The organism is Roseobacter sp. YIN89, from assembly GCF_057219365.1.
In genome coordinates, this window is sequence record NZ_JBXVVD010000002.1 from 948553 (window position 1) to 966023 (window position 17471).

The 17471-nt window shown below is 57.6% G+C and carries 25 protein-coding genes; 10 read left to right on the forward strand and 15 right to left on the reverse strand.

Translation table 11 applies throughout. The features are described 5' to 3' along the window. Nucleotides 1-2 precede the first annotated feature (2 nt). The 11 genes from AC2D8V_RS10800 to AC2D8V_RS10850 all read right to left on the reverse strand — a co-directional run bounded on the left by AC2D8V_RS10800 (nucleotide 3) and on the right by AC2D8V_RS10850 (nucleotide 8920). Complete coding sequence (locus tag AC2D8V_RS10800) at nucleotides 3-731, reverse strand: DsbA family protein (RefSeq protein ID WP_484733532.1); 729 nt, start codon at nucleotides 729-731, stop codon at nucleotides 3-5. A gap of 1 nt (nucleotide 732) precedes the next feature. Continuing rightward, on the reverse strand, nucleotides 733-1218 hold the full coding sequence (locus AC2D8V_RS10805) for a c-type cytochrome (RefSeq protein WP_484733533.1): 486 nt from the start codon (nucleotides 1216-1218) through the stop codon (nucleotides 733-735). Beyond that, nucleotides 1215-2603 (reverse strand): multicopper oxidase family protein, encoded by a 1389-nt coding sequence (locus AC2D8V_RS10810; RefSeq protein WP_484733534.1) that lies wholly within the window; start codon nucleotides 2601-2603, stop codon nucleotides 1215-1217. Before AC2D8V_RS10810 ends, AC2D8V_RS10805 begins: the two co-directional genes overlap by 4 nt. 9 nt (nucleotides 2604-2612) lie before the next feature. Continuing rightward, complete coding sequence (locus AC2D8V_RS10815; RefSeq protein ID WP_484733535.1) at nucleotides 2613-3518, reverse strand: c-type cytochrome; 906 nt, start codon at nucleotides 3516-3518, stop codon at nucleotides 2613-2615. A 3-nt stretch (nucleotides 3519-3521) separates the two neighbouring features. After that, nucleotides 3522-4118 carry a c-type cytochrome gene (locus tag AC2D8V_RS10820; protein ID WP_484733536.1) on the reverse strand — a complete coding sequence of 199 codons (597 nt, stop codon included), beginning with the start codon at nucleotides 4116-4118 and terminating at the stop codon, nucleotides 3522-3524. Continuing rightward, entirely contained in the window at nucleotides 4108-4296 is a 189-nt protein-coding gene (locus AC2D8V_RS10825; protein WP_484733537.1) for a hypothetical protein, read from the reverse strand. Before AC2D8V_RS10825 ends, AC2D8V_RS10820 begins: the two co-directional genes overlap by 11 nt. Before the next feature lie 109 nt (nucleotides 4297-4405). After that, nucleotides 4406-4840, reverse strand: coding sequence for a c-type cytochrome (locus AC2D8V_RS10830; RefSeq protein ID WP_484733538.1), 435 nt, complete (start codon nucleotides 4838-4840; stop codon nucleotides 4406-4408). After that, a complete protein-coding gene (locus tag AC2D8V_RS10835; protein WP_484733539.1) occupies nucleotides 4840-5388 on the reverse strand; it encodes a L,D-transpeptidase in 549 nt (182 codons plus the stop codon). The genes AC2D8V_RS10830 and AC2D8V_RS10835 overlap by 1 nt, the downstream gene beginning before the upstream one ends. 144 nt (nucleotides 5389-5532) lie before the next feature. Then, entirely contained in the window at nucleotides 5533-6972 is a 1440-nt protein-coding gene (locus tag AC2D8V_RS10840; protein WP_484733540.1) for an ATP-binding protein, read from the reverse strand. Next, nucleotides 6972-7700 (reverse strand): response regulator, encoded by a 729-nt coding sequence (locus AC2D8V_RS10845; protein ID WP_484733541.1) that lies wholly within the window; start codon nucleotides 7698-7700, stop codon nucleotides 6972-6974. The genes AC2D8V_RS10840 and AC2D8V_RS10845 overlap by 1 nt, the downstream gene beginning before the upstream one ends. Nucleotides 7701-7702: 2 nt before the next feature. Then, the gene (locus AC2D8V_RS10850; protein ID WP_484733542.1) at nucleotides 7703-8920 is read right to left on the reverse strand and encodes a sialidase family protein; all 1218 of its coding nucleotides are present in this window, start codon (nucleotides 8918-8920) and stop codon (nucleotides 7703-7705) included. Between the two features lie 259 nt (nucleotides 8921-9179). Here AC2D8V_RS10850 and AC2D8V_RS10855 point away from each other — a divergent pair, with 259 nt between their 5' ends. From AC2D8V_RS10855 to AC2D8V_RS10865, 3 genes are read left to right on the forward strand one after another with little or no spacing between them, the layout of a single operon-like run. After that, a complete protein-coding gene (locus AC2D8V_RS10855) occupies nucleotides 9180-9842 on the forward strand; it encodes a TVP38/TMEM64 family protein (protein WP_484733543.1) in 663 nt (220 codons plus the stop codon). A 1-nt stretch (nucleotide 9843) separates the two neighbouring features. Further along, on the forward strand, nucleotides 9844-10842 hold the full coding sequence (locus AC2D8V_RS10860) for a cation diffusion facilitator family transporter (RefSeq protein ID WP_484733544.1): 999 nt from the start codon (nucleotides 9844-9846) through the stop codon (nucleotides 10840-10842). An 11-nt stretch (nucleotides 10843-10853) separates the two neighbouring features. After that, nucleotides 10854-11303 (forward strand): DUF411 domain-containing protein, encoded by a 450-nt coding sequence (locus tag AC2D8V_RS10865; protein ID WP_484733545.1) that lies wholly within the window; start codon nucleotides 10854-10856, stop codon nucleotides 11301-11303. A gap of 5 nt (nucleotides 11304-11308) precedes the next feature. On the opposite strand, the gene AC2D8V_RS10870 is transcribed toward AC2D8V_RS10865, so the two are convergent. Beyond that, on the reverse strand, nucleotides 11309-11875 hold the full coding sequence (locus tag AC2D8V_RS10870) for a Crp/Fnr family transcriptional regulator (RefSeq protein ID WP_484733546.1): 567 nt from the start codon (nucleotides 11873-11875) through the stop codon (nucleotides 11309-11311). A 75-nt stretch (nucleotides 11876-11950) separates the two neighbouring features. Between AC2D8V_RS10870 and AC2D8V_RS10875 the strand changes: the two genes are divergently transcribed. From AC2D8V_RS10875 to AC2D8V_RS10885, 3 genes are all read left to right on the forward strand, one after another. Continuing rightward, nucleotides 11951-12472 (forward strand): hypothetical protein, encoded by a 522-nt coding sequence (locus AC2D8V_RS10875; protein ID WP_484733547.1) that lies wholly within the window; start codon nucleotides 11951-11953, stop codon nucleotides 12470-12472. A gap of 105 nt (nucleotides 12473-12577) precedes the next feature. After that, on the forward strand, nucleotides 12578-13135 hold the full coding sequence (gene petA / locus AC2D8V_RS10880; protein ID WP_484733898.1) for a ubiquinol-cytochrome c reductase iron-sulfur subunit: 558 nt from the start codon (nucleotides 12578-12580) through the stop codon (nucleotides 13133-13135). Nucleotides 13136-13491: 356 nt separating this feature from the next. Continuing rightward, nucleotides 13492-13764, forward strand: a complete 273-nt coding sequence (locus AC2D8V_RS10885; protein WP_484733548.1) for a DUF6455 family protein — start codon at nucleotides 13492-13494, stop codon at nucleotides 13762-13764. A 320-nt stretch (nucleotides 13765-14084) separates the two neighbouring features. On the opposite strand, the gene AC2D8V_RS10890 is transcribed toward AC2D8V_RS10885, so the two are convergent. Then, nucleotides 14085-14540 (reverse strand): DsrE family protein, encoded by a 456-nt coding sequence (locus AC2D8V_RS10890; protein WP_484733549.1) that lies wholly within the window; start codon nucleotides 14538-14540, stop codon nucleotides 14085-14087. Between the two features lie 350 nt (nucleotides 14541-14890). On the opposite strand from AC2D8V_RS10890, the gene AC2D8V_RS10895 reads away from it, so the two are divergent. Beyond that, on the forward strand, nucleotides 14891-15415 hold the full coding sequence (locus AC2D8V_RS10895) for a GNAT family N-acetyltransferase (protein WP_484733550.1): 525 nt from the start codon (nucleotides 14891-14893) through the stop codon (nucleotides 15413-15415). 195 nt (nucleotides 15416-15610) lie between these two features. Here the strand turns inward: AC2D8V_RS10895 and AC2D8V_RS10900 are convergent, their stop codons facing one another. Beyond that, entirely contained in the window at nucleotides 15611-15997 is a 387-nt protein-coding gene (locus tag AC2D8V_RS10900; protein ID WP_484733551.1) for a MerR family transcriptional regulator, read from the reverse strand. 52 nt (nucleotides 15998-16049) lie between these two features. On the opposite strand from AC2D8V_RS10900, the gene AC2D8V_RS10905 reads away from it, so the two are divergent. From AC2D8V_RS10905 to AC2D8V_RS10915, 3 genes are read left to right on the forward strand one after another with little or no spacing between them, the layout of a single operon-like run. Next, nucleotides 16050-16439, forward strand: a complete 390-nt coding sequence (locus tag AC2D8V_RS10905; protein ID WP_484733552.1) for a hypothetical protein — start codon at nucleotides 16050-16052, stop codon at nucleotides 16437-16439. After that, nucleotides 16436-16759, forward strand: coding sequence for a hypothetical protein (locus AC2D8V_RS10910; RefSeq protein WP_484733553.1), 324 nt, complete (start codon nucleotides 16436-16438; stop codon nucleotides 16757-16759). Before AC2D8V_RS10905 ends, AC2D8V_RS10910 begins: the two co-directional genes overlap by 4 nt. Before the next feature lie 4 nt (nucleotides 16760-16763). Then, nucleotides 16764-16982 carry a GDCCVxC domain-containing (seleno)protein gene (locus AC2D8V_RS10915; protein WP_484733554.1) on the forward strand — a complete coding sequence of 73 codons (219 nt, stop codon included), beginning with the start codon at nucleotides 16764-16766 and terminating at the stop codon, nucleotides 16980-16982. Here the strand turns inward: AC2D8V_RS10915 and AC2D8V_RS10920 are convergent, their stop codons facing one another. After that, a complete protein-coding gene (locus tag AC2D8V_RS10920) occupies nucleotides 16983-17399 on the reverse strand; it encodes a MerR family transcriptional regulator (RefSeq protein WP_484733555.1) in 417 nt (138 codons plus the stop codon). Nucleotides 17400-17471 lie beyond the last annotated feature (72 nt).

The following is a 17471-nucleotide window of genomic DNA, read 5'->3' on the forward strand; positions in this document are numbered from 1 at the left end:
GATCACTGGCCTGCTGCGCGCGCTTCCTCTGCGAGACGAATCATCTGGTCTGCCTCGATGACGCCGGGAACAAGGGCATCACCGATCACGAAGGATGGTGTTCCATTGAAACCGAGCGCGCGGCTCAGTTCCATCGACGCTGCGATATGCGCATCAATCTCTGGAGACTCCATGTCGCGCCGCAATTGCGCGACATCCAGTCCGACCTGCTCGGCCACCTGAATGACTGAGGCTTCTTCCGCCCGTCCCGCCATTCCCATAAGCGCCCAGTGGAACTCTTCGTACTTGCCCTGCTCGCGCGCGGCGAGCGCTGCCCGTGCCGCAAAGACGGACCCGTCGCCCAGGATTGGCCACTCCCGATAGACCAGCCGGACATTCGGGTCTGCTTCCAGCAAAGCTTCGATATGCGGCTTCACGCGGCGGCAATAGGGACAGTTATAGTCGAAGAACTCGACAACCGTCACATCACCCTCGGGATTGCCGAGCACCGGAGCGTTCAGGTCGTTTTCCAATAGATCGCGGTTCTTGGATAGAACGGTTGCAGCAGCCGCAGCCTGACGTTGCTGCTCGCGCTGTTCGATGATCTGGACCGCCTCAAGTACGATCTCGGGGTTCTCACGAATGGCCTCAAGTACAAGCTCTTTGACGCGGTCCTCGCTCAGACCATCGGCGTTAGCGGCAAGCGGGACGACGAGGGTCGCCACCGTCATCAGTTTCCATAACAATTTCATGTCAATTTTCCCTCTTCCGTGTCTCACCTTCGGTCCGCACTTCTTGCATTTCCTGTATTTGGTCGGGCCAGGTCGACTTGATGTATCCAAGAATATTCCAGATTTCCTGATCGGAGAGCTGATCCCCAAAGCCCGGCATGGCGCTGTCAAATTCCATGCCCTGAGCCGCCATCAGTGCGCGGCCACCAAGCTTGGTGTACTCAAAAAGAACCTGATCCCCGTGATGCCAGGTGTGCCCTGTCTCGTCATGCGGCGGGGCCGGCAAGCGACCGTCCTCGCCGGGGCTTTGCCAGTTCTCCTGCCCTTCCAGACTGGCACCATGACAGGACGCACAATTTTCGGCGTAAAGGGTTTGACCCGCCGTGAGATCCACGTCTTTCGGCATGACCCCGCTATCGGAGCCTGCTGTATTCGCCATCCAGAAAATAATCCCTGCTCCAATCATGGCGACAGAAACAGCGCCGACAATGGCGGTGCCCCGGTTCATGCGACGTCGATCCAAGTCATCATGCCCGAAGCTGCGTGCGACAGCATATGGCAATGCAGCAGCCATTTACCGGGGTTGTCGGCCACGAACGCGATGTCGCGGACCTCGCCACGGTCCAGCAGGGTTGTATCCCGAAGCGTCCCAAGGCTCCCATCCGGTGCAATCTCGTGAAAATGCATTCCGTGCAGATGCATGGCATGGGGGAACGCCGTGTCATTGGTGATCTTCAGACGCGCCGCCTCGCCGCGCGACAAGGCCGCGAGCGGTGCGCCGTCCATGCCGCCGACCGCTCCGTTGAAAGCCCAGAAGTTGCCGGACTGCATCATGTCACGCATGGACGACATCCGCCCGCCCATCATCGCACCCCGCATGCCGCCCATGGCACCGCCTTCCATGAGCAATTCAAGCTTTGTGGCCTCGGCCAAATCGGGCATCGCATGGGCGTTCGGTGGCAGCGGGCTGGGAGCGTCCCGGCGTGCGCGAGTGCCGTCGCCAGTCACTTCGAAAGCGACCTGCGAGAAACTCTCGTTGCGGTCTATCTGCACGATATGTCCGGCGCCACCAGTTTCCGCGGTCACATCTACGATCAGATCGACCCGCTGCGCGGGCGCCAGGACGATATTCCGATCGATCGGCCTTGGCTGGGCGAGGGGCATGCCATCGAGCGCAACAATCCAGCCTTCGAGACCATCGAGCGCCAGCTGAAAAACGCGCGCATTTGCAGCGTTGATCATGCGCAGGCGCAGACGTTCGTGCCGCTTGACCGGCATTGATAGATTATAGGTGCCATTCGTGGTGATGTAATTGCCAAGCCGCCCGGCGTGGCTCAGATCGTGCATCGCCCCGAAGGTATCAGCGATCTGCGCGGTCTCAGGATCGACAAGCCAATCGTCAAGGATCAGAACCTCTTCGCGGTCGATATCGATCGCCTCCGGTTCTTCGACGATCAACGCACCATGCAGCCCGCGCGCCACCTGTTCGAACGACCGGTTATGCGCGTGGTACCAGTAGGTGCCCGCATCAGGTGCCGCGAAGTCGTACTGAAAGGATGAACCCGGCGGAATGGCGTCCTGGGTGAGTCCTGCAACTCCATCCATCGCGTTGTCGATGCGGATTCCGTGCCAATGGGTAGAAGTCGCGTCGGGCAAGTCATTGATGAGACGCCTCTGAACCCGCGCGCCCTGTGCCACCCGGATTTCCGGCCCAGGCGCCATACCCTCGAAGCCCCAAATTCGCGTTTGGCCGTACTTTTCTGGTAGAAGCTGAATATCGGCGACACGAGTGTGCAGGTCGCTTGGAGCGGCCGCATCAGCATCTCTCGCACCAAGAACTGCGAGTGCGGCTCCGGTAGCGAGAAGTTGTCTTCGGTTGAGGTTTATGCTCATCAATCTTTCTCAGTTCTCGGACAGGTCGTTGTCCATGATATAGGTCGCGATGGCCGTGAGGTCGGTTTCGCTCAGAAATGCGGTTCCATAATTCACCACTTCCGCCATGCTGCCGCCGAAAACGTCACCCTCCGGCGTGATCCCGGTGCGCAGAGCATAAGTCAGGCTGTCCACATCCCAACCAGCGGACTGCAAATCAGTGGGCAGGATCGAGGGCGCGCTTTTACCGCCTGGCAGGCTGTCGTTTCCGGCAAAAACTCTGTCCCCGATACGGGCCCCGGCAAAGTTTCGGTCCGTGTGACAAGCGCCACAATGTGCAGCCCCTCTCACCAGCCACTTGCCGCGGTTCCAGGCATCGCTGCGTTCATCATCAGGATCGGTGTCCGGCTCCGACAAATAGGCCGCCCGCCAAAGCTTCAGCCCCCAGCGTTGATCAAATGGAAAACTTGCCTCGTGCTCTGGTGATGGCTCTGGAACCGCAGGAACGGTCTGAAAAGCCGCCCAGAGATCGGCGATGTCCTGATCCGAGAACCGCGAGTAGAACGGATAAGTAAATGTGGGGTAGTACGGCTCGCCCTCTGGCGAAATGCCCTGCCGGACAGCGCGCGCAAAGTCGGAGATCGTCCAGGCTCCCATCCCGCGATCGGGATCGGTTGTCAGGTTTGGCGGGTAGAAGGTCCCGAAGTCCGTCACAAGCGGAGCGCCCCCGGCCAGCGGTGCGCCTCCTGCCTCGAAATTACTATGGCATGCAATGCATCCTGAAGCGCGAGCAAGGTATGCTCCGCGATCGACGTTGCCTTCGAGGTTCTCGAGTGTACCGGGCGGCTCGATCCCGATTGGCCACGCGACGAGGGCAACACCTCCCGTCACGCCAACAGTCGCAGCCAGCAAAATTCCACGGAATAGCAACCGCACGCGTCAATTATCCTCGGCCCGGAACTTCTGATGACAGGCCGAACACGTCTGCGTCACGGCCATGAACCCGGCGTTGACCGGCATTTCCGCCAGCATTTCGGTGGTCATCGTCTGTCCTGGTGTGCCCCCCATCATGCCTTGACCCGATCCCATCATACCCTGGCCGCCGCCCATCATGGTCTGACCGGTCCCCATCATGCCGCTGCCGGGCATGTCTCCGGGGCCGGCAAGGCCATTGCCTGCAGCCAGCTTCATGCCCTCTGCACTGGTGCGCAGGGCTTCAGCCAGAGAAGCAAACTCTTCCCAATCTTCCCAGATCGCGTCGAGCGCCTCCGACGGGGCTCCATTTGAACCTTCCGGGAACAGCTCGGTCATCTGGGTGCCGGCGTGACCGATCATCGTGTCAGCCGTGTTGCGCACAACGTCTGGGTCATATGCGGTCTGGCCACGCATCATGGGAGTGAGGCGCTTCATGGCGTCGCCCATTTCGCCCATTGCATCCATCCGCTCCTTCATCACACCGGTCGCGCCGGAATGAGCCAAGGCGGCGAGGCCAAGTGTTGTCAGCGAAAACGCTGCTATTACAAGTCTAAAGCGCATCGGATTCTCCTTGTTTCAAAAAGTTTTCTGGCTCCAACCTTGGATTATGTTTCTTCCCAACACGGATGGCTTCCGGCCCCCGGTCCAGGTGCGGCGTTTGGACCTCCGCCGCGATGCCCAAAGTCACCTGAATAATCCGCGCATTGCGAGCTGTATCCGTGGTGCGGCCCACGGTCATGATAGGGTCCGTATTGATGGTGCGGGCCTCGCCCCATCGGCGTGCACCCTGCGGCTACAAAAGCAACGACAGATGTTGTCAGCACGAGTGATACGGAAGTCCAACTCATTCACTTGATCCCGTTCGCTCTCTGCAATTCGCGCACGTAGGCCACGATCATCTTCACATCACCGTCGTTCACGCCTTCGACAGGCGGCATGTTGCCAAATCGCCAATGGTGTGCCCGGACGCCATTCTTGGCCGCAAGAAGAAAAGCCGCGTCGCCGTGGTGGCTCGGTTCGTAAATCTTGTGCACGAGAGGAGGTGCGACGCCATCCTGTCCGGCCGCATTCGCACCATGACAGGCCGCGCATTTCGCCTCGAAAGCCATTTTGCCGATTTCTGCATTCGCTGAAAGCGTCTCCGGCACTGTGACATCGACCATTGCCGGGCCAATTCTTTCCGTGCCAGCCGCAACATCCGGCACATCGCCTTGTCCCGACCACCAAAAACCAAAGCCCAGCAATGCTGCCAGAGCAACCGCGATGAGAGTGTATCGTCCCATCAGATCAATTTGACCCTCGTGCCGACCGGGACGCGATCAAACACCTCCTCGATGTGTTCATTGTAAAGACCGATGCAGCCATTCGATGAACGCCGGCCGATCTTCCGCGTGTCTTGCGTGCCGTGAATCCGGTAATACTGCCATGAAAGATAAAGGGCGCGCGTGCCAAGCGGATTGGCCGGATCACCACCTGGAATACGCGCCGGCCATTCAGGGTTGCGTTCGCGCATCGATGGCGTTGGCGCCCAACTCGGGTTCTTTCGCTTCTCAACAACTTCTGTGTAACCGCGCCGCGTCAATTCTTCTGACATCGGAACAGACGTCGGGTAGAGCCGCATCTCTCCTTCGGCAGTCCAATGCTGGATGACCTTGGATGACGTATCTGAGATGATCAGCCCAACCCCGAGGGTGTCAAAATGGTCTTCCCAAGCGTGGGTACGAAAGGACGAAACGTTCCTTCGAACAGGCTCAGCGGTCTCAGAAGTAACAACGGACGGCGCAAATAGAAGTGTTGTGCCCAAACTGCCCGAGAACGCGCGCCTGGACATCAGGGATCGGTTTTTTGCATGCATGGTTCTGCCTCATTCCATGTCGAATGCCTTGATCTCTATCGGACGTGGAAGATTTCAGAAACGTTTCGCACCTCGGTTTTTTGTAAAGATATGTATCAACACCGACTCTGGAAAGCCCGGTCAGGTCCCGTGTCCTGACGCCTGCAAGGGGCCTTGAGAACTCCGATCCAAGCGTTCCCCAATGTAAGACGTGTCGGATAGAGGCAGCACCACACGAGCGCGCAACCCACCTTCATCGCGGTTCGATAAGTCTATGGCACCGCCATGCTCCAGGACGATACTGCGCGCGATAGAGAGCCCCAGCCCGTGGCCGCCTGTTTCAAGGGAACGGGATTGTTCGATCCGCTGAAACGGCTGGAACACGTCTCTGATGCGATTGTCAGGAATCCCGGGCCCGAAATCGTCGACCCGTATTTCGACACCCGCGTCAAACACATCCCACGAAAGGACAGGGCGGCGCCCGTAACGTTGGGCATTGTCGATCAGATTGCGCAGAGCGCGCCGCATGGCCAAAGGCTTGATCTGCACCACCGCCTCGGGTCCCCTTTGCAGATCGAGCTCGCCCAGTGTGATCTTGTGGATTTCAGAGAGATATTCCGCCACGTCGAGACGCTGTAACTCTTCGCCCTGCCCCACGCCGCGTGCGTAGGCCAGTGTGGCTTCGACCATCTCATGCATTTCCTCAAGCGATGTCGCTATGCCATCTTTCGTCTCGGGATCGTCAACCATCTCGGCTCGGACCCGCAGCGCTGTCAGGGGCGTTCGTAGGTCATGCGCAAGCGCCGCAAGCATTTGGGTGCGATCCGTGACAAAACGCGCAAGGCGCGCCTGCATGTCGTTGAAGGCGATCGTCAGATCCCGAACTTCTGTCGGACCGACAGGCGCTATCGGTCCCGCTCCTCCCCCGCGACCGAATTCCTCTGCAGACGCCGCGAGTTCGTTCAGAGGGCGCGTCAAGCGCGTAAGAACGAACCAGAAGACAGCGAGGAGCAGCACTACCGACGTCAACACAAATGACAGCGTGGACGCCCAGGACCACTGTATCGGCGGACGCTCGAACCTCGTTGCGACGTTCAACCAGCGGCCTCCCGCGATTGCAATCGATACCTCCATTTCAATCGCCGCCAAACTTCCTCGCATCATTTCTGCATGCATCTCGGCCATTTCTGGCGATAGGTTCGGCAACGGGAGAAGATCCTGTTCGATTTCATGGACTTCAACACGTATGTCCCGACTGTAACCATCGTTCAAAAGCGCACGAATACGAGCCTCCACGGCACCGTTCTCGTCATGATGTGTATGCGTGACCGACGGCTCATCACCAAGTTCGAAGCGCACTAGGGGCGAGGTTGCCGCCGCGACGATTTCATCGCGCAAATCGGGCGGCGCAACTTCGATGAGGCGGGCAACATTGGCCGCACGCCCCGCCGCCTCGCTCCCGATGGCCGCCTGCACTGCCAGAGAACGTTCATCCACGAAAAGCCAAAGCCCAACGATCTGGGCGACAAACAAAACCGACACAACGAGGATGGCGATCTGCGTGCGAAACCCCATGCGCATCAGGTCTCCAGTTCCACGTCGCAATTCAGACAATAGCCGCCGTTGCGCACGGTGGTGATGATCCGCGGCCGCAAGACATCCGGTTCGATCTTCCTGCGAAGTCTGGAGACCTGGTTGTCTATCGTCCGATCAAAAGGCCCGGCGATGCGCCCGGCGCTCAACTCGAGCAGTTCATCCCGACTAATGACGTCGCGTGGACGTTCCAGAAAAACCGACAGCAGCTTCGCTTCTGCAGTTGTCAGCGTGTTTGCCGTGCCGTCCTGTTTGGTCACCTGGCTGGCATCATGGTCAAACGTGATACCGGAAAATCTCGCGCGTTTTCCTGCAAGCGTGCCGCCGTGTGGCGAAGACACTTCGCCCGCACGGCGCAGAATGGCATTAATTCTGGCCAGAAGTTCGCGCGGATTGAAAGGTTTTGCGAGATAGTCATCGGCTCCCGTGTCGAGGCCAATGATGCGATCGTTATCTTCGCCGAGAGCGGTGAGCATGAGTATAGGGGTCATCCGATGCTCGCGACGCAACCTTGCACAGGCAGCCAGACCGTCTTCTCCGGGCATCATGATATCCAACACGATTAGATCGATGGTTTCCTTCGCCAGATGGTCATCCATTTCGGACGTGTTGCCCGCGCCGATGGCCTGCATTCCATTTTTCTGCAGATAGCGCGTGACCGATTGCCGAATCTCGGCATGGTCATCGACAACGAGGATATGTGGCTGGACGGACATGGTCAGTCGATCTCCGCCAGTCTGACCCGGCGCATCGTGATGTGGTCTCCCGTTTCGTCCGGTTGGGTCCAGGCAATGAAGATGTCACGGCCCAGCCGAACCATAGTTGGGAAGTTCACCGACGCACCTGCCGAATTTGTCGCCAGCACCTCCTGTGCCACACATCCGCTTACTCTTTCCGCCCGGCACAGCATGAGCGCTTCATTCCTTTTGGACCATTCGACCCATAACACCAACGCGGTCCCATCCTCGAGCAGTTCGACTTCGACCCGGCCCAATGGATTGCCGAGATCAACCCGGACCGGCGCGCCAAAGCTGCGGCCCGCGTCGTCAGAGAAGGCCACCTTGACAGCCGCAAGGTCGTTTGCGCCTGTAAACCATGCGACGGTCACGTGATCGCCGTCGGCAGCAATTGCCGGACCATTGACTGGGCATCCCGCCAACTCCCACCCATCATGATGAACCGTCGCTGGCCTTTGCCATCCATCACCGGTCAGCCGCGCAACGGATATATCCCGAATCTCCCCATCTGTCCGGTCTCGATAGGCCGCAAGTATCGTGCCATTCCCGGTCGCGGCGAGGCTTGTTTGGCAACAGGAGCAGGTCTGCAGATCTACGGCAACGTCATGGTCGAGAGAACCGTCGCTTGTCAGCGTCGTTGCCCGCAACTGCATGGCGTCAGGCACTGTGGATGCTTCGTTGCGATCGGCACCATATGCCCGACCATCGAGCCAGATGACGGCCAGATTTTCCGCACCCGCAGGCAGCATCGACACGAACCCGTGCTGCGCGAAAGACCTGTCCTCATGTGGGATCAACGGTTTGCTCCAGGACGCGCCGCCGTCGCGCGAAAGCGCGATCTCGATTTGATAGTCAAAACTCGACGGGCCGATTTCACGAAGCCAGTGAACCGCGATCGTGCCATTGTCGAAGAGTGCGATGCCGGGAAAGTCGGCCCAGTTTACAAAGAGATCGGACCCCTGATGCACGAGGCGTGGTTCGGACCAGCCTTGCGCGGACCGGCGGCCCATCATGACCTTGGTTTGATCCCCTTCGTGCTCGAGCCAGCTCATGTAGAGTACGCCATTATGGCTCGCAAGCGACGGCTCATGCGCTCCTGGCGGCGACGGCAGAGCAATGTCTTCCACCTGATCAAGAACTGCAGCCCGGGTCTGAGCCGATGCGGCCTGTGGCAACACGAAGCCAATCGCCGCGATCACCAATCCAGGGAGCCCGATCCAAGTCTTTGCACGTTGCAGGCTCTGCGAGCGTCTATGATCTCTGGTTTTCCTTCGGCATATCATAACGCGCAGAATAGATTGATTTTTCCCAAATGACCCGAACTTCCTTTGTCGCAAAATGTATCAAAGCGATCTTGGGCCTTGACCTTCCAGCGACTGGAATCCCTATGTCACGTCTCATGTTGTGCCCGAGACAACAAAACTCTGAACAGGACGCCAGGCAGCCGTGGGGTTGGCCATGATGTTTCGCCTTGCCCTTCTGCTCCTTGTGGTGCTCGCGATCTCCGTTCTGGCATTGCCGGATGTTCTGGGCTTCGACATCAATCTTCCCGAACGTGAGGACCTTGACCGCTGGATCGATGCCGCGGGACTTACGGGGCCAATACTTGTGGTCGCGCTCATGACGGCGGCAATCGTTGCTAGTCCGTTGCCTTCCGCTCCGATCGCGCTCGCTGCCGGCGCCGCTTATGGTCACACGTTCGGGACGCTACTTGTCGTTCTCGGAGCGGAACTGGGAGCACTCGCCGCCTTTTTGCTGGCGCGCGGGCTTGGTCGCCCCTTTGTCGAACGCCACTTCGGCCAAAAGACAGGCCCGCACTTTCTCGGGTCGCAGAACACACTGACTTTTCTGGTTTTCGGAAGTCGGCTGTTGCCCTTTCTGTCCTTCGACATGATCAGCTATGCGGCTGGGCTGAGCAAACTGCATCTGTGGCGCTTCGCGCTTGCGACCCTGGCCGGAATCATCCCGGCGGGTTTTCTTCTCACGCATCTCGGCAGCGAGGCCATGAACGGGAATGCCCGCACCGCCACCTGGACGGCAGTCGCGCTCGGCGGGTTTACCGCATTGTCCCTGCTTTTCGCCATTTGGCGCGAACGCCGCCCTACAAGGAAAGAGAGCTGACATGGCATCCCATTCTCACGCCGGACACATGCCCACGTCGGGCAAGGCGCTGGTCATCTCCGCCTGGCTGACGGGTGTCTATTTCGTAATTGAACTGGCTGTGGGGCTCTGGACTGGCTCGATTGCCGTCCTGTCGGATGCGTTTCACACCCTATCGGCGGTTGGCGGCGTTCTGGCGGCCATCATCGCGCAGCGGATTGCGCGCCGACCTGCGGATTCGGCGCGCAGTTTCGGCTGGTACCGCGCCGAGATCATCGGGGCGCTGGTGAATGGTGGCTTTCTTCTCGGCATGGCGCTTCTGGTGATCTGGATGGGCGCGATGCGGCTCGGAGACCCGATCCACCTGGCCACAGGCCCCATGCTTTGGGTCGCTTTTGGTGGCCTGGTCACAGAAGTGATCTCGCTCGCGCTGATGTGGCAATCGAGCAAAGACGATCTGAATGCCCGTGGCGCGCTCTGGCATATCATCCAGACCTTTGTCGGCAGCCTCCTGATCATTGTCACCGCTCTCGTGATCGAGTTCACCGGGTTTCTGGCGATTGACCCGATCCTCGGCATGGCGTTCGGAGTGGTTCTCCTCTGGGCCTCCGTCGGCGTCATCAAGGAAGCGGTCCACATTCTCATGGAAGGCACGCCCGATGGAACGGATCTCGAGGCTGTGACGGCGGATCTGCACGGCCAGGACGGGGTTCTGGATGTTCACCACGTGCATGCCTGGACGCTGACCAGCGGCAAACATGCCTTTTCCGCCCATATCCGCCATCGCGCACCTGCCGAGGCCGCGGACCTGCTGAACCGGGCCTGTCATCGACTGACGAAGCAGTATGGGTTTCACATGGTCACGCTGCAGCTCGAAACCGAGTGTCTCGACGAGCGCCACGCGCGGGATCTCGATGTGACGCTTCCGGAAAGCCAACGCGTGTCGCCCGCCGCCGCAGACACCCATGCAGACCCGCTCGACAGCGCGGCGCAGGACGCTAAACTCACTGACAACTCCTAGAGGACCTCCCAATGAAACGACGCACATTTTTGATGACAGGCGCGGCTGCCACCCTGGCATTACCCGTTGCCGCTGACACGGCATCCCTTCTGAGGGTGCTCAAAACACCAACCTGTGGATGCTGCTCCGCCTGGGTTGATCATGTCCGGCAGGCTGGGTTCATGGTCGAGGCTGAAGATGTCGATCAGGATGCGCTTTATGCGTTCAAAGAGCGGCTGCAAATCGCACCGGAACTGGCTGGATGCCACACGGCGGTCGTAGGTGACTATTTCATCGAAGGCCACGTGCCTGCAGCTGACATCAAGCGGCTGCTGGCAGAACAACCGGTAGCACGCGGGTTGACGGTCCCCGGCATGCCGATGAGTTCGCCCGGCATGGCCGGTCCCGGGGCCGGAGACACTTTTGATACCTTGCTTGTCGGCTCCGACGGGGTGACCTCGGTCTTCGCGAGCCACAGCTGATCAGGTCATGGGCGCAGGTGATAGGTCGCGCGGGACGGATTCATGACCCGCCCGTCCTTCACAAGCTTTCGCAGCGCCCTGTAGGTCGCCTCATGGCTTAGCTGTAACCGGGCGGCAAACTCGATCACGGAGCCTTCGAGCAGGCCCGCGACCAGCCCCGCCATCACCCGGTCTTCTGCGCGCCGAATGCCGACGATCTCCAGCATCTGTCGCTGCGCCTGTATCTGTTGAGCCGCCTGACGGCCATAGGCGCGCGCAAACGCCGGGTCGGCCAAAGCGGCCAAGACGGCTGCCTTGTCGATCCGGATCAACGCCCCGGCCTCAACACAGACCGCATCGCAATGATAGACCTCGGAAAACACGGAGGCTTCGGCAAAGCTTGTTCCGGCTTGGGCACGGTGGATGATGAACCGCTCGCCATCTGGTCCGACCCGCTCGAGATGCACGCGTCCGGTCTGCACGACATAGAGACCGTGGGTGGGGTCGCCTTGGTGAAACACCACATCGCCAACCGCGCCGGAAAGTGGGCGCAGGGCTGAGCTCGGGATATGATCACAGGGATCTGGCAACATATGATTGAAATCATATTGTGATGCGCCCGCCCCTGCTAGCGTAAAGATGACAGCACCCCATTGAAGGACCCGTCCATGCGTCTCATTCTCCTCCTTGCCATACTGATGGCGGCACCCGTGGCCGCTCAGCATGCCCATTCCGCGACAGGTCACGATATGGGTGGACCGCAGGAAACCGGGCAATCGGCCTTTGCCGCCCTGGCGGAAATCGTTGCGATCCTGCAGGCCGATCCCGAGACGGATTGGGAGCGGGTCGATATCGACGGATTGCGCCGCCATCTGGTCGATATGGATCTCCTGACTAAGGATGCCGTGGTCACCCGCACCCCGCGGCCGGAAGGGGCCCGGTTCGAGATTCGGGGCGCCCCCCGTGTTCTCGAAGCCATCCGCGCCGTGGTGCCCGCCCATGCGCCCTTTCTCGCGGCTGAAACCGGCTGGGAAGTTGTCACGGAGGATCTCGACGATGGGGTGGCGCTCAGTGTCAATGGCGATGCCGCGCAGATTCAGGGACTTGGTTTCTTTGGCCTGATGACCATCGGGGCGCATCACCAGGAGCACCACCTCATGATGGCAAAAGGCGCAGCCCCGCACCATTAATGCGCCGATGCGGCTTGTTTTTTGTCCGTAGAGAGGTGCGCTGACAAAACGTTACATCTCGCGCCTTGACCTTCCCACGCTGGAGACATGGATACATGTCCCGTCATGGAAGCGTCAGACGATACCGCGCGCAGGGATTTCCTGTACTTCGCAACGGCCGGGGCGGGGGTCGTGGCCACTGGGTCTGCGCTCTGGCCTCTGGTGAACCAGATGAACCCTTCCGCCGATGTCCGCGCTCTGGCACAAATCACCGTCGATATCTCCGATCTCGCGCCCGGAACGCAATTGACCGTCGACTGGCGCGGAAAACCTGTCTTTATCCGTCATCGCACAGAGGCAGAAATTGCTCAGGCCCGGGCAGATGTGGTCTCTGACCTGCCGGACAGCCAGGCGCGCAACCCCAATCTGCCTGCCGATGCGCTGGCAAGCGATGAGAATCGCGCCGTTGTGGGTCACGAGGCTTATCTGGTGATGATCGGTGTCTGTACGCATCTGGGCTGTGTCCCACTGGGGGATGGGGCGGGGGATTTCGGGGGCTGGTTCTGCCCCTGCCATGGCTCACATTACGACGCGGCTGGGCGGATTCGCAAAGGTCCGGCGCCCGAGAATCTGTACATTCCACCGCTGTCGCTCTCAGGGGACATGGTGCTGACCCTTGGATAGTGGGCGCAGCAATTCCCGAAAGCACTGCCGAATGAAGGTCAATTCCATAAGATGAGCACTGCTGCGACGTTGAGCGTCAAAACTCAACCGTTACAGAAATACAGGTTCCAACAATAAGATCATAAATTACTGAAATTACTAATAAGTGTCGTCACTCTCCCGGGAAAGAATGGCTTTCATATCAGGCTATTTCGAACCCTACGCTGATTGAGGCAGATCAAAGTCACATTCGAAAAATAATATATTGGTAGCTCTCAAACCTAGTGTCTTTGCGTAAGGCAATGAGATCGATCATTCGCCAGAAACCCAAAGTGTCACACTGGCTAAATTAAAACGAACTGAGAAAGAGCAGCATCGTGCCCATAAAAGGTCTAAAAAACAGCCTGGAAAAATTCGAGCAGCATTCTGCTCTGAGACAGAGAATGTTTGAGATAGCAGGGGTAAAATTCGGTAAGGGACGCATTCCTCAAGCGCTTCAAGATGAAATACGGAGCGCCATGATCCAATGCAATGAATGTGAAAAGGAAGAGGAATGCGAAGATTGGATTGAATCTGCCGTGGAAGGCACTCCACCTCCTGACTTCTGCCAACTACGTACGGCAATTTTTCGAATGAAAGTCCCGAGTTGAAACCAATAGGCTACAAAGCATACGGTATCGATCTGAACAATGAAACAATTTGCTTCTTGAGAAATCTTAGGTGCGGCGAAAAGCGACAAAGTCCGCGCTACAGTCTCTCGCCATTTTTTTAATAACGCCCAGTGCTGGTGAAAGCGGTCTCTCAAATCGGCAATCCCAAATCGACGGTCTGTATGACCGCTTCACGCGACATAGCTGTCACCTGATAAAAACGCTCAGATTGCGGCTCAGAGCCCAGAGTGGTTGATGCTGATAGCGAGGGCCATGGGCCCGAACACGTTTCCTAAAATCTTCTCTGTATCACTCGAAATTTAAGGGCGAATTACGAAGTAGCCTTCACTGTCCAGCTCCATGAGGCGCACTACTCCCGCAGGTACGACCTGTGCGAGTTCGGTGACAGGCGGAGCGCCGCCTTCCTTCTTGGTCATGCCCTTAATGGTATTCCCGCAAGCACTAAAGGTCACCTCCGGAATGCTTTCGGAAATGCTGGATATCCTTGCCATGACCGGAGAGGTATCTTCGCGGAGAAGATGAAGACCTGCGTTAAACGCCACAATTTCAATTTCATACAGTTCACCGGCTTCGCTCATACCCCTGGCAAAGTTCGTCGCTACGTTGAGAGCCTTGTTGAATGTAGCCGGATCGTTATCGCTAATCTGTAAGGCGAGACGTTTGATTCCGTCGTCTGCGTCATCGGCGTAAACAGGTAAAATGAAAATGGCGGCAATCATGCTCAACAGCATTAGTGTTCGACGTATCAGTGACATTGTATTCCTCCCAGTGATGAAGGTGAGCATACATCTAAAAACTTGAATAAGTCTACGTGAGATAGGGTGAACGTCATTTAACAACCAAGAATCTAGCCAGAGCTTGGCGAGAAACCCCGCAGTCCGCATCTAAAACATAGCCATTTTCCCGTCAAACGTACGCTTTCACCAGCAGTTGACGTTCGAGTTGTGATTGCCAAATCGGCGGACGCCAATGACCACCAATCGTGACAATGCAGTCATCCAACGAAATGAAACTAAGGGCTGCTCCGAGCCCAATTCGGACATGCAATTTACCGATCAAGACTTCTGCACTAAGCTCGCGACAACCTAGGATCGGTAGAGGGCCAATGCTGGAAATCGAACGCGTCAGAAATCAAACGCAGGCGGACGCCGTGTATATGCTGGCCTACGAATTCATTGACTGGCTACGCGAACGTTATCCTGAAATGGACGGCGACATCGACGAATACCTTCACCACCAAAAGTTTGACGAGCAAATCCGCGAAGTTCTATCGCACTACAACCCGCCAAAGGGAGAATGCCTGCTTGCAAGCTATGATGGCCAACCGGTCGGCATTCTCATGCTTAAGGACCTTGGCGAAGCCATCTGCGAGATGAACAGGATGTTTGTACGCGAAAGCGATCGGGGGCTGGGAGCAGGTCGTGCGCTAGTCGACGACCTCAAAAAGTGCGCCCTCGATATGGGTTTCGGAACGATGACATTGAGCGCCTTGCCAAGGCACGACGAAGCATTGTCCCTCTATCGGTCTTGCGGGTTCGTGTTGGATGATCGCGAAAGAAGGGCTGGCAACTCGGACAATGCAGTGCTCATGAAAATTGATTTGCACGAAGGAAGAACCAGAGCCGACTGATCGTTGCACCAACCTTCGCTGATTTTAGTGGCGTCTGAAGTGTCTCAGCAAGCCGCCATTGAAAACCGGAATCTCCAATCCGAACAACTTCTTTCGCCGGCAGCGGATGTTTGTGAAAAATCGTCGAAGGTCCGAGTTGCTGGACAAAACCGACATCACGTCACTATCGAAAATCGAAGAAAACGCAGTTCGATCCTACCGAGCCAGAGCCTCCAACATCTGGCAAGAGACAGAGCCAGCTTTACAGTTGGCCGTTAGTTGTTTGAGAGCGGCTTCCAAAGCTTTCAATTCCGCAATCTTGGATCGCACCGCAAACAGGTGTGCGGTTCCAATGTCTTTTACCGTCGCGCAGTTGTCGTTTTCCCCTTCTGACAGTGACAACAAACCCTTGGCGTCCGTGATCGAAAAACCAAGATCACGGCACCGCTTGATAAAGCGCAGCCGACCCACTTCTTTCTCTGAATACACTCTCCGGCCATTTGCGGCACGCTGAGCGGTAGGAACAACACCTTCCCGTTCGTAGTACCGGATCGTTTCTATCGGGACGCCGCTTTGACGTGCTGCCTCTCCAATCGCGATCATGTGAACATTTCCTTCTTGATCCTGTAGTAGCTACAGGATGCATAACGGTGACATGGAAACAAGTCTCGACCAGTCATCTGAAGTTCAGGCAAATGGACCAAGCCGCATCGTTATCGGTCTGGCCGGACTGCTGGCGCTTGTCTCGGCGTCGTGTTGCGTATTACCTATTGGCTTTTCGATCCTTGGTTTGGGCGGAACTTGGCTATTGTATTTGGGACCATTCGTTGCCTACCGAGTTCCCATCGTAATCGTCGTAGGGCTTGTCCTGGCATGGGCTTGGTATCGCGTCTGGCGACGGTGGGCCTGCGCTTCGCGTCGTCGTTCCACACTCGTGATCCTTTTAGTAACGACTGTGTTCTTTCTGGCCGCTGCAACCGCCCCCTTGTGGGAGCAGGAAGCAACGCGCACGATGTTTTCACTGTGGAGGGCGTCACGACCATGAACAAGCCAGTCTGGGCAAGCTACATGGGTTCAATTTCCGCGCTTGGTGTGGCGACATGCTGCGTCCTGCCAATGGCGATGATGCTGTTGGGTCTTGGCGGAAGCTGGCTTGCTGTGTTCGGAAAGATTGCGGCTGCCAGTTTTTACGTATTGGCTATCGCTACTGCGCTTTTGATAGCCGCATGGGTTTTGTGCCGCAGACGAGGCTCTTTGGCTCATATGAAGGGATGGTTGCTCGGAAGCACCGTTCTGACCGCGCTCGCATGGGTAATCGTCTTTAACGAAGCCCTTATCAATGACTTTCTCATAACCCTGATGTGACACCATGAATGACCTCAACATAAAGCTGGAAAGCGAAATCACCTGCCCTCAATGTGGCCATGCCTCAGTCGAGACCATGCCGACGGATGCCTGCCAGTGGTTCTACGAATGCACTTCATGCAAAGTCGTTTTAAAGCCGTTGCCCGGAGATTGCTGCGTCTATTGCTCCTACGGAACGGTAGCCTGCCCACCTATTCAAGAGGGAGGATCGTGCTGCGGGTAATCAGTGCTCGTCTTCGCAATGTTTGTGGTCAGAGAGCGATGCTAGAACATAGCAATCTTCGGACAGGCCGTGTCCGTCACACCCTTTGGCCATGCGGGCCAACTCCTTTTCGAGCGCCCTCAGCCTTCTAACCTTCGCGCGAACATCCGCGAGCTGCGCCACGGCAATTTCCGTGGCGGCGTGGCATGACCGATCCGGGTGTTCTTGTAACTCGATCAGCGAGGAGATCGCCTCTATAGAGAAGCCGAGTTCACGGGCGTGCCGAATGAAGCTCAACCGTTCCAGTCCAGCAGCATCGTAGCGTCTTTGGTTGCCTTCGGTACGCTCAGGTGCTGCAAGAAGACCCATTTCTTCGTAGTAGCGGATCGTTGGAACCTTGACCTTTGTGCGTTTTGAAAGCTCGCCGATGGAAAACATAAAGAAACCCCTTGAACCTCTAGTCACTAGAGACACTAGATTAAGAGCGATAGGAGATCAAAGAGGTTCACC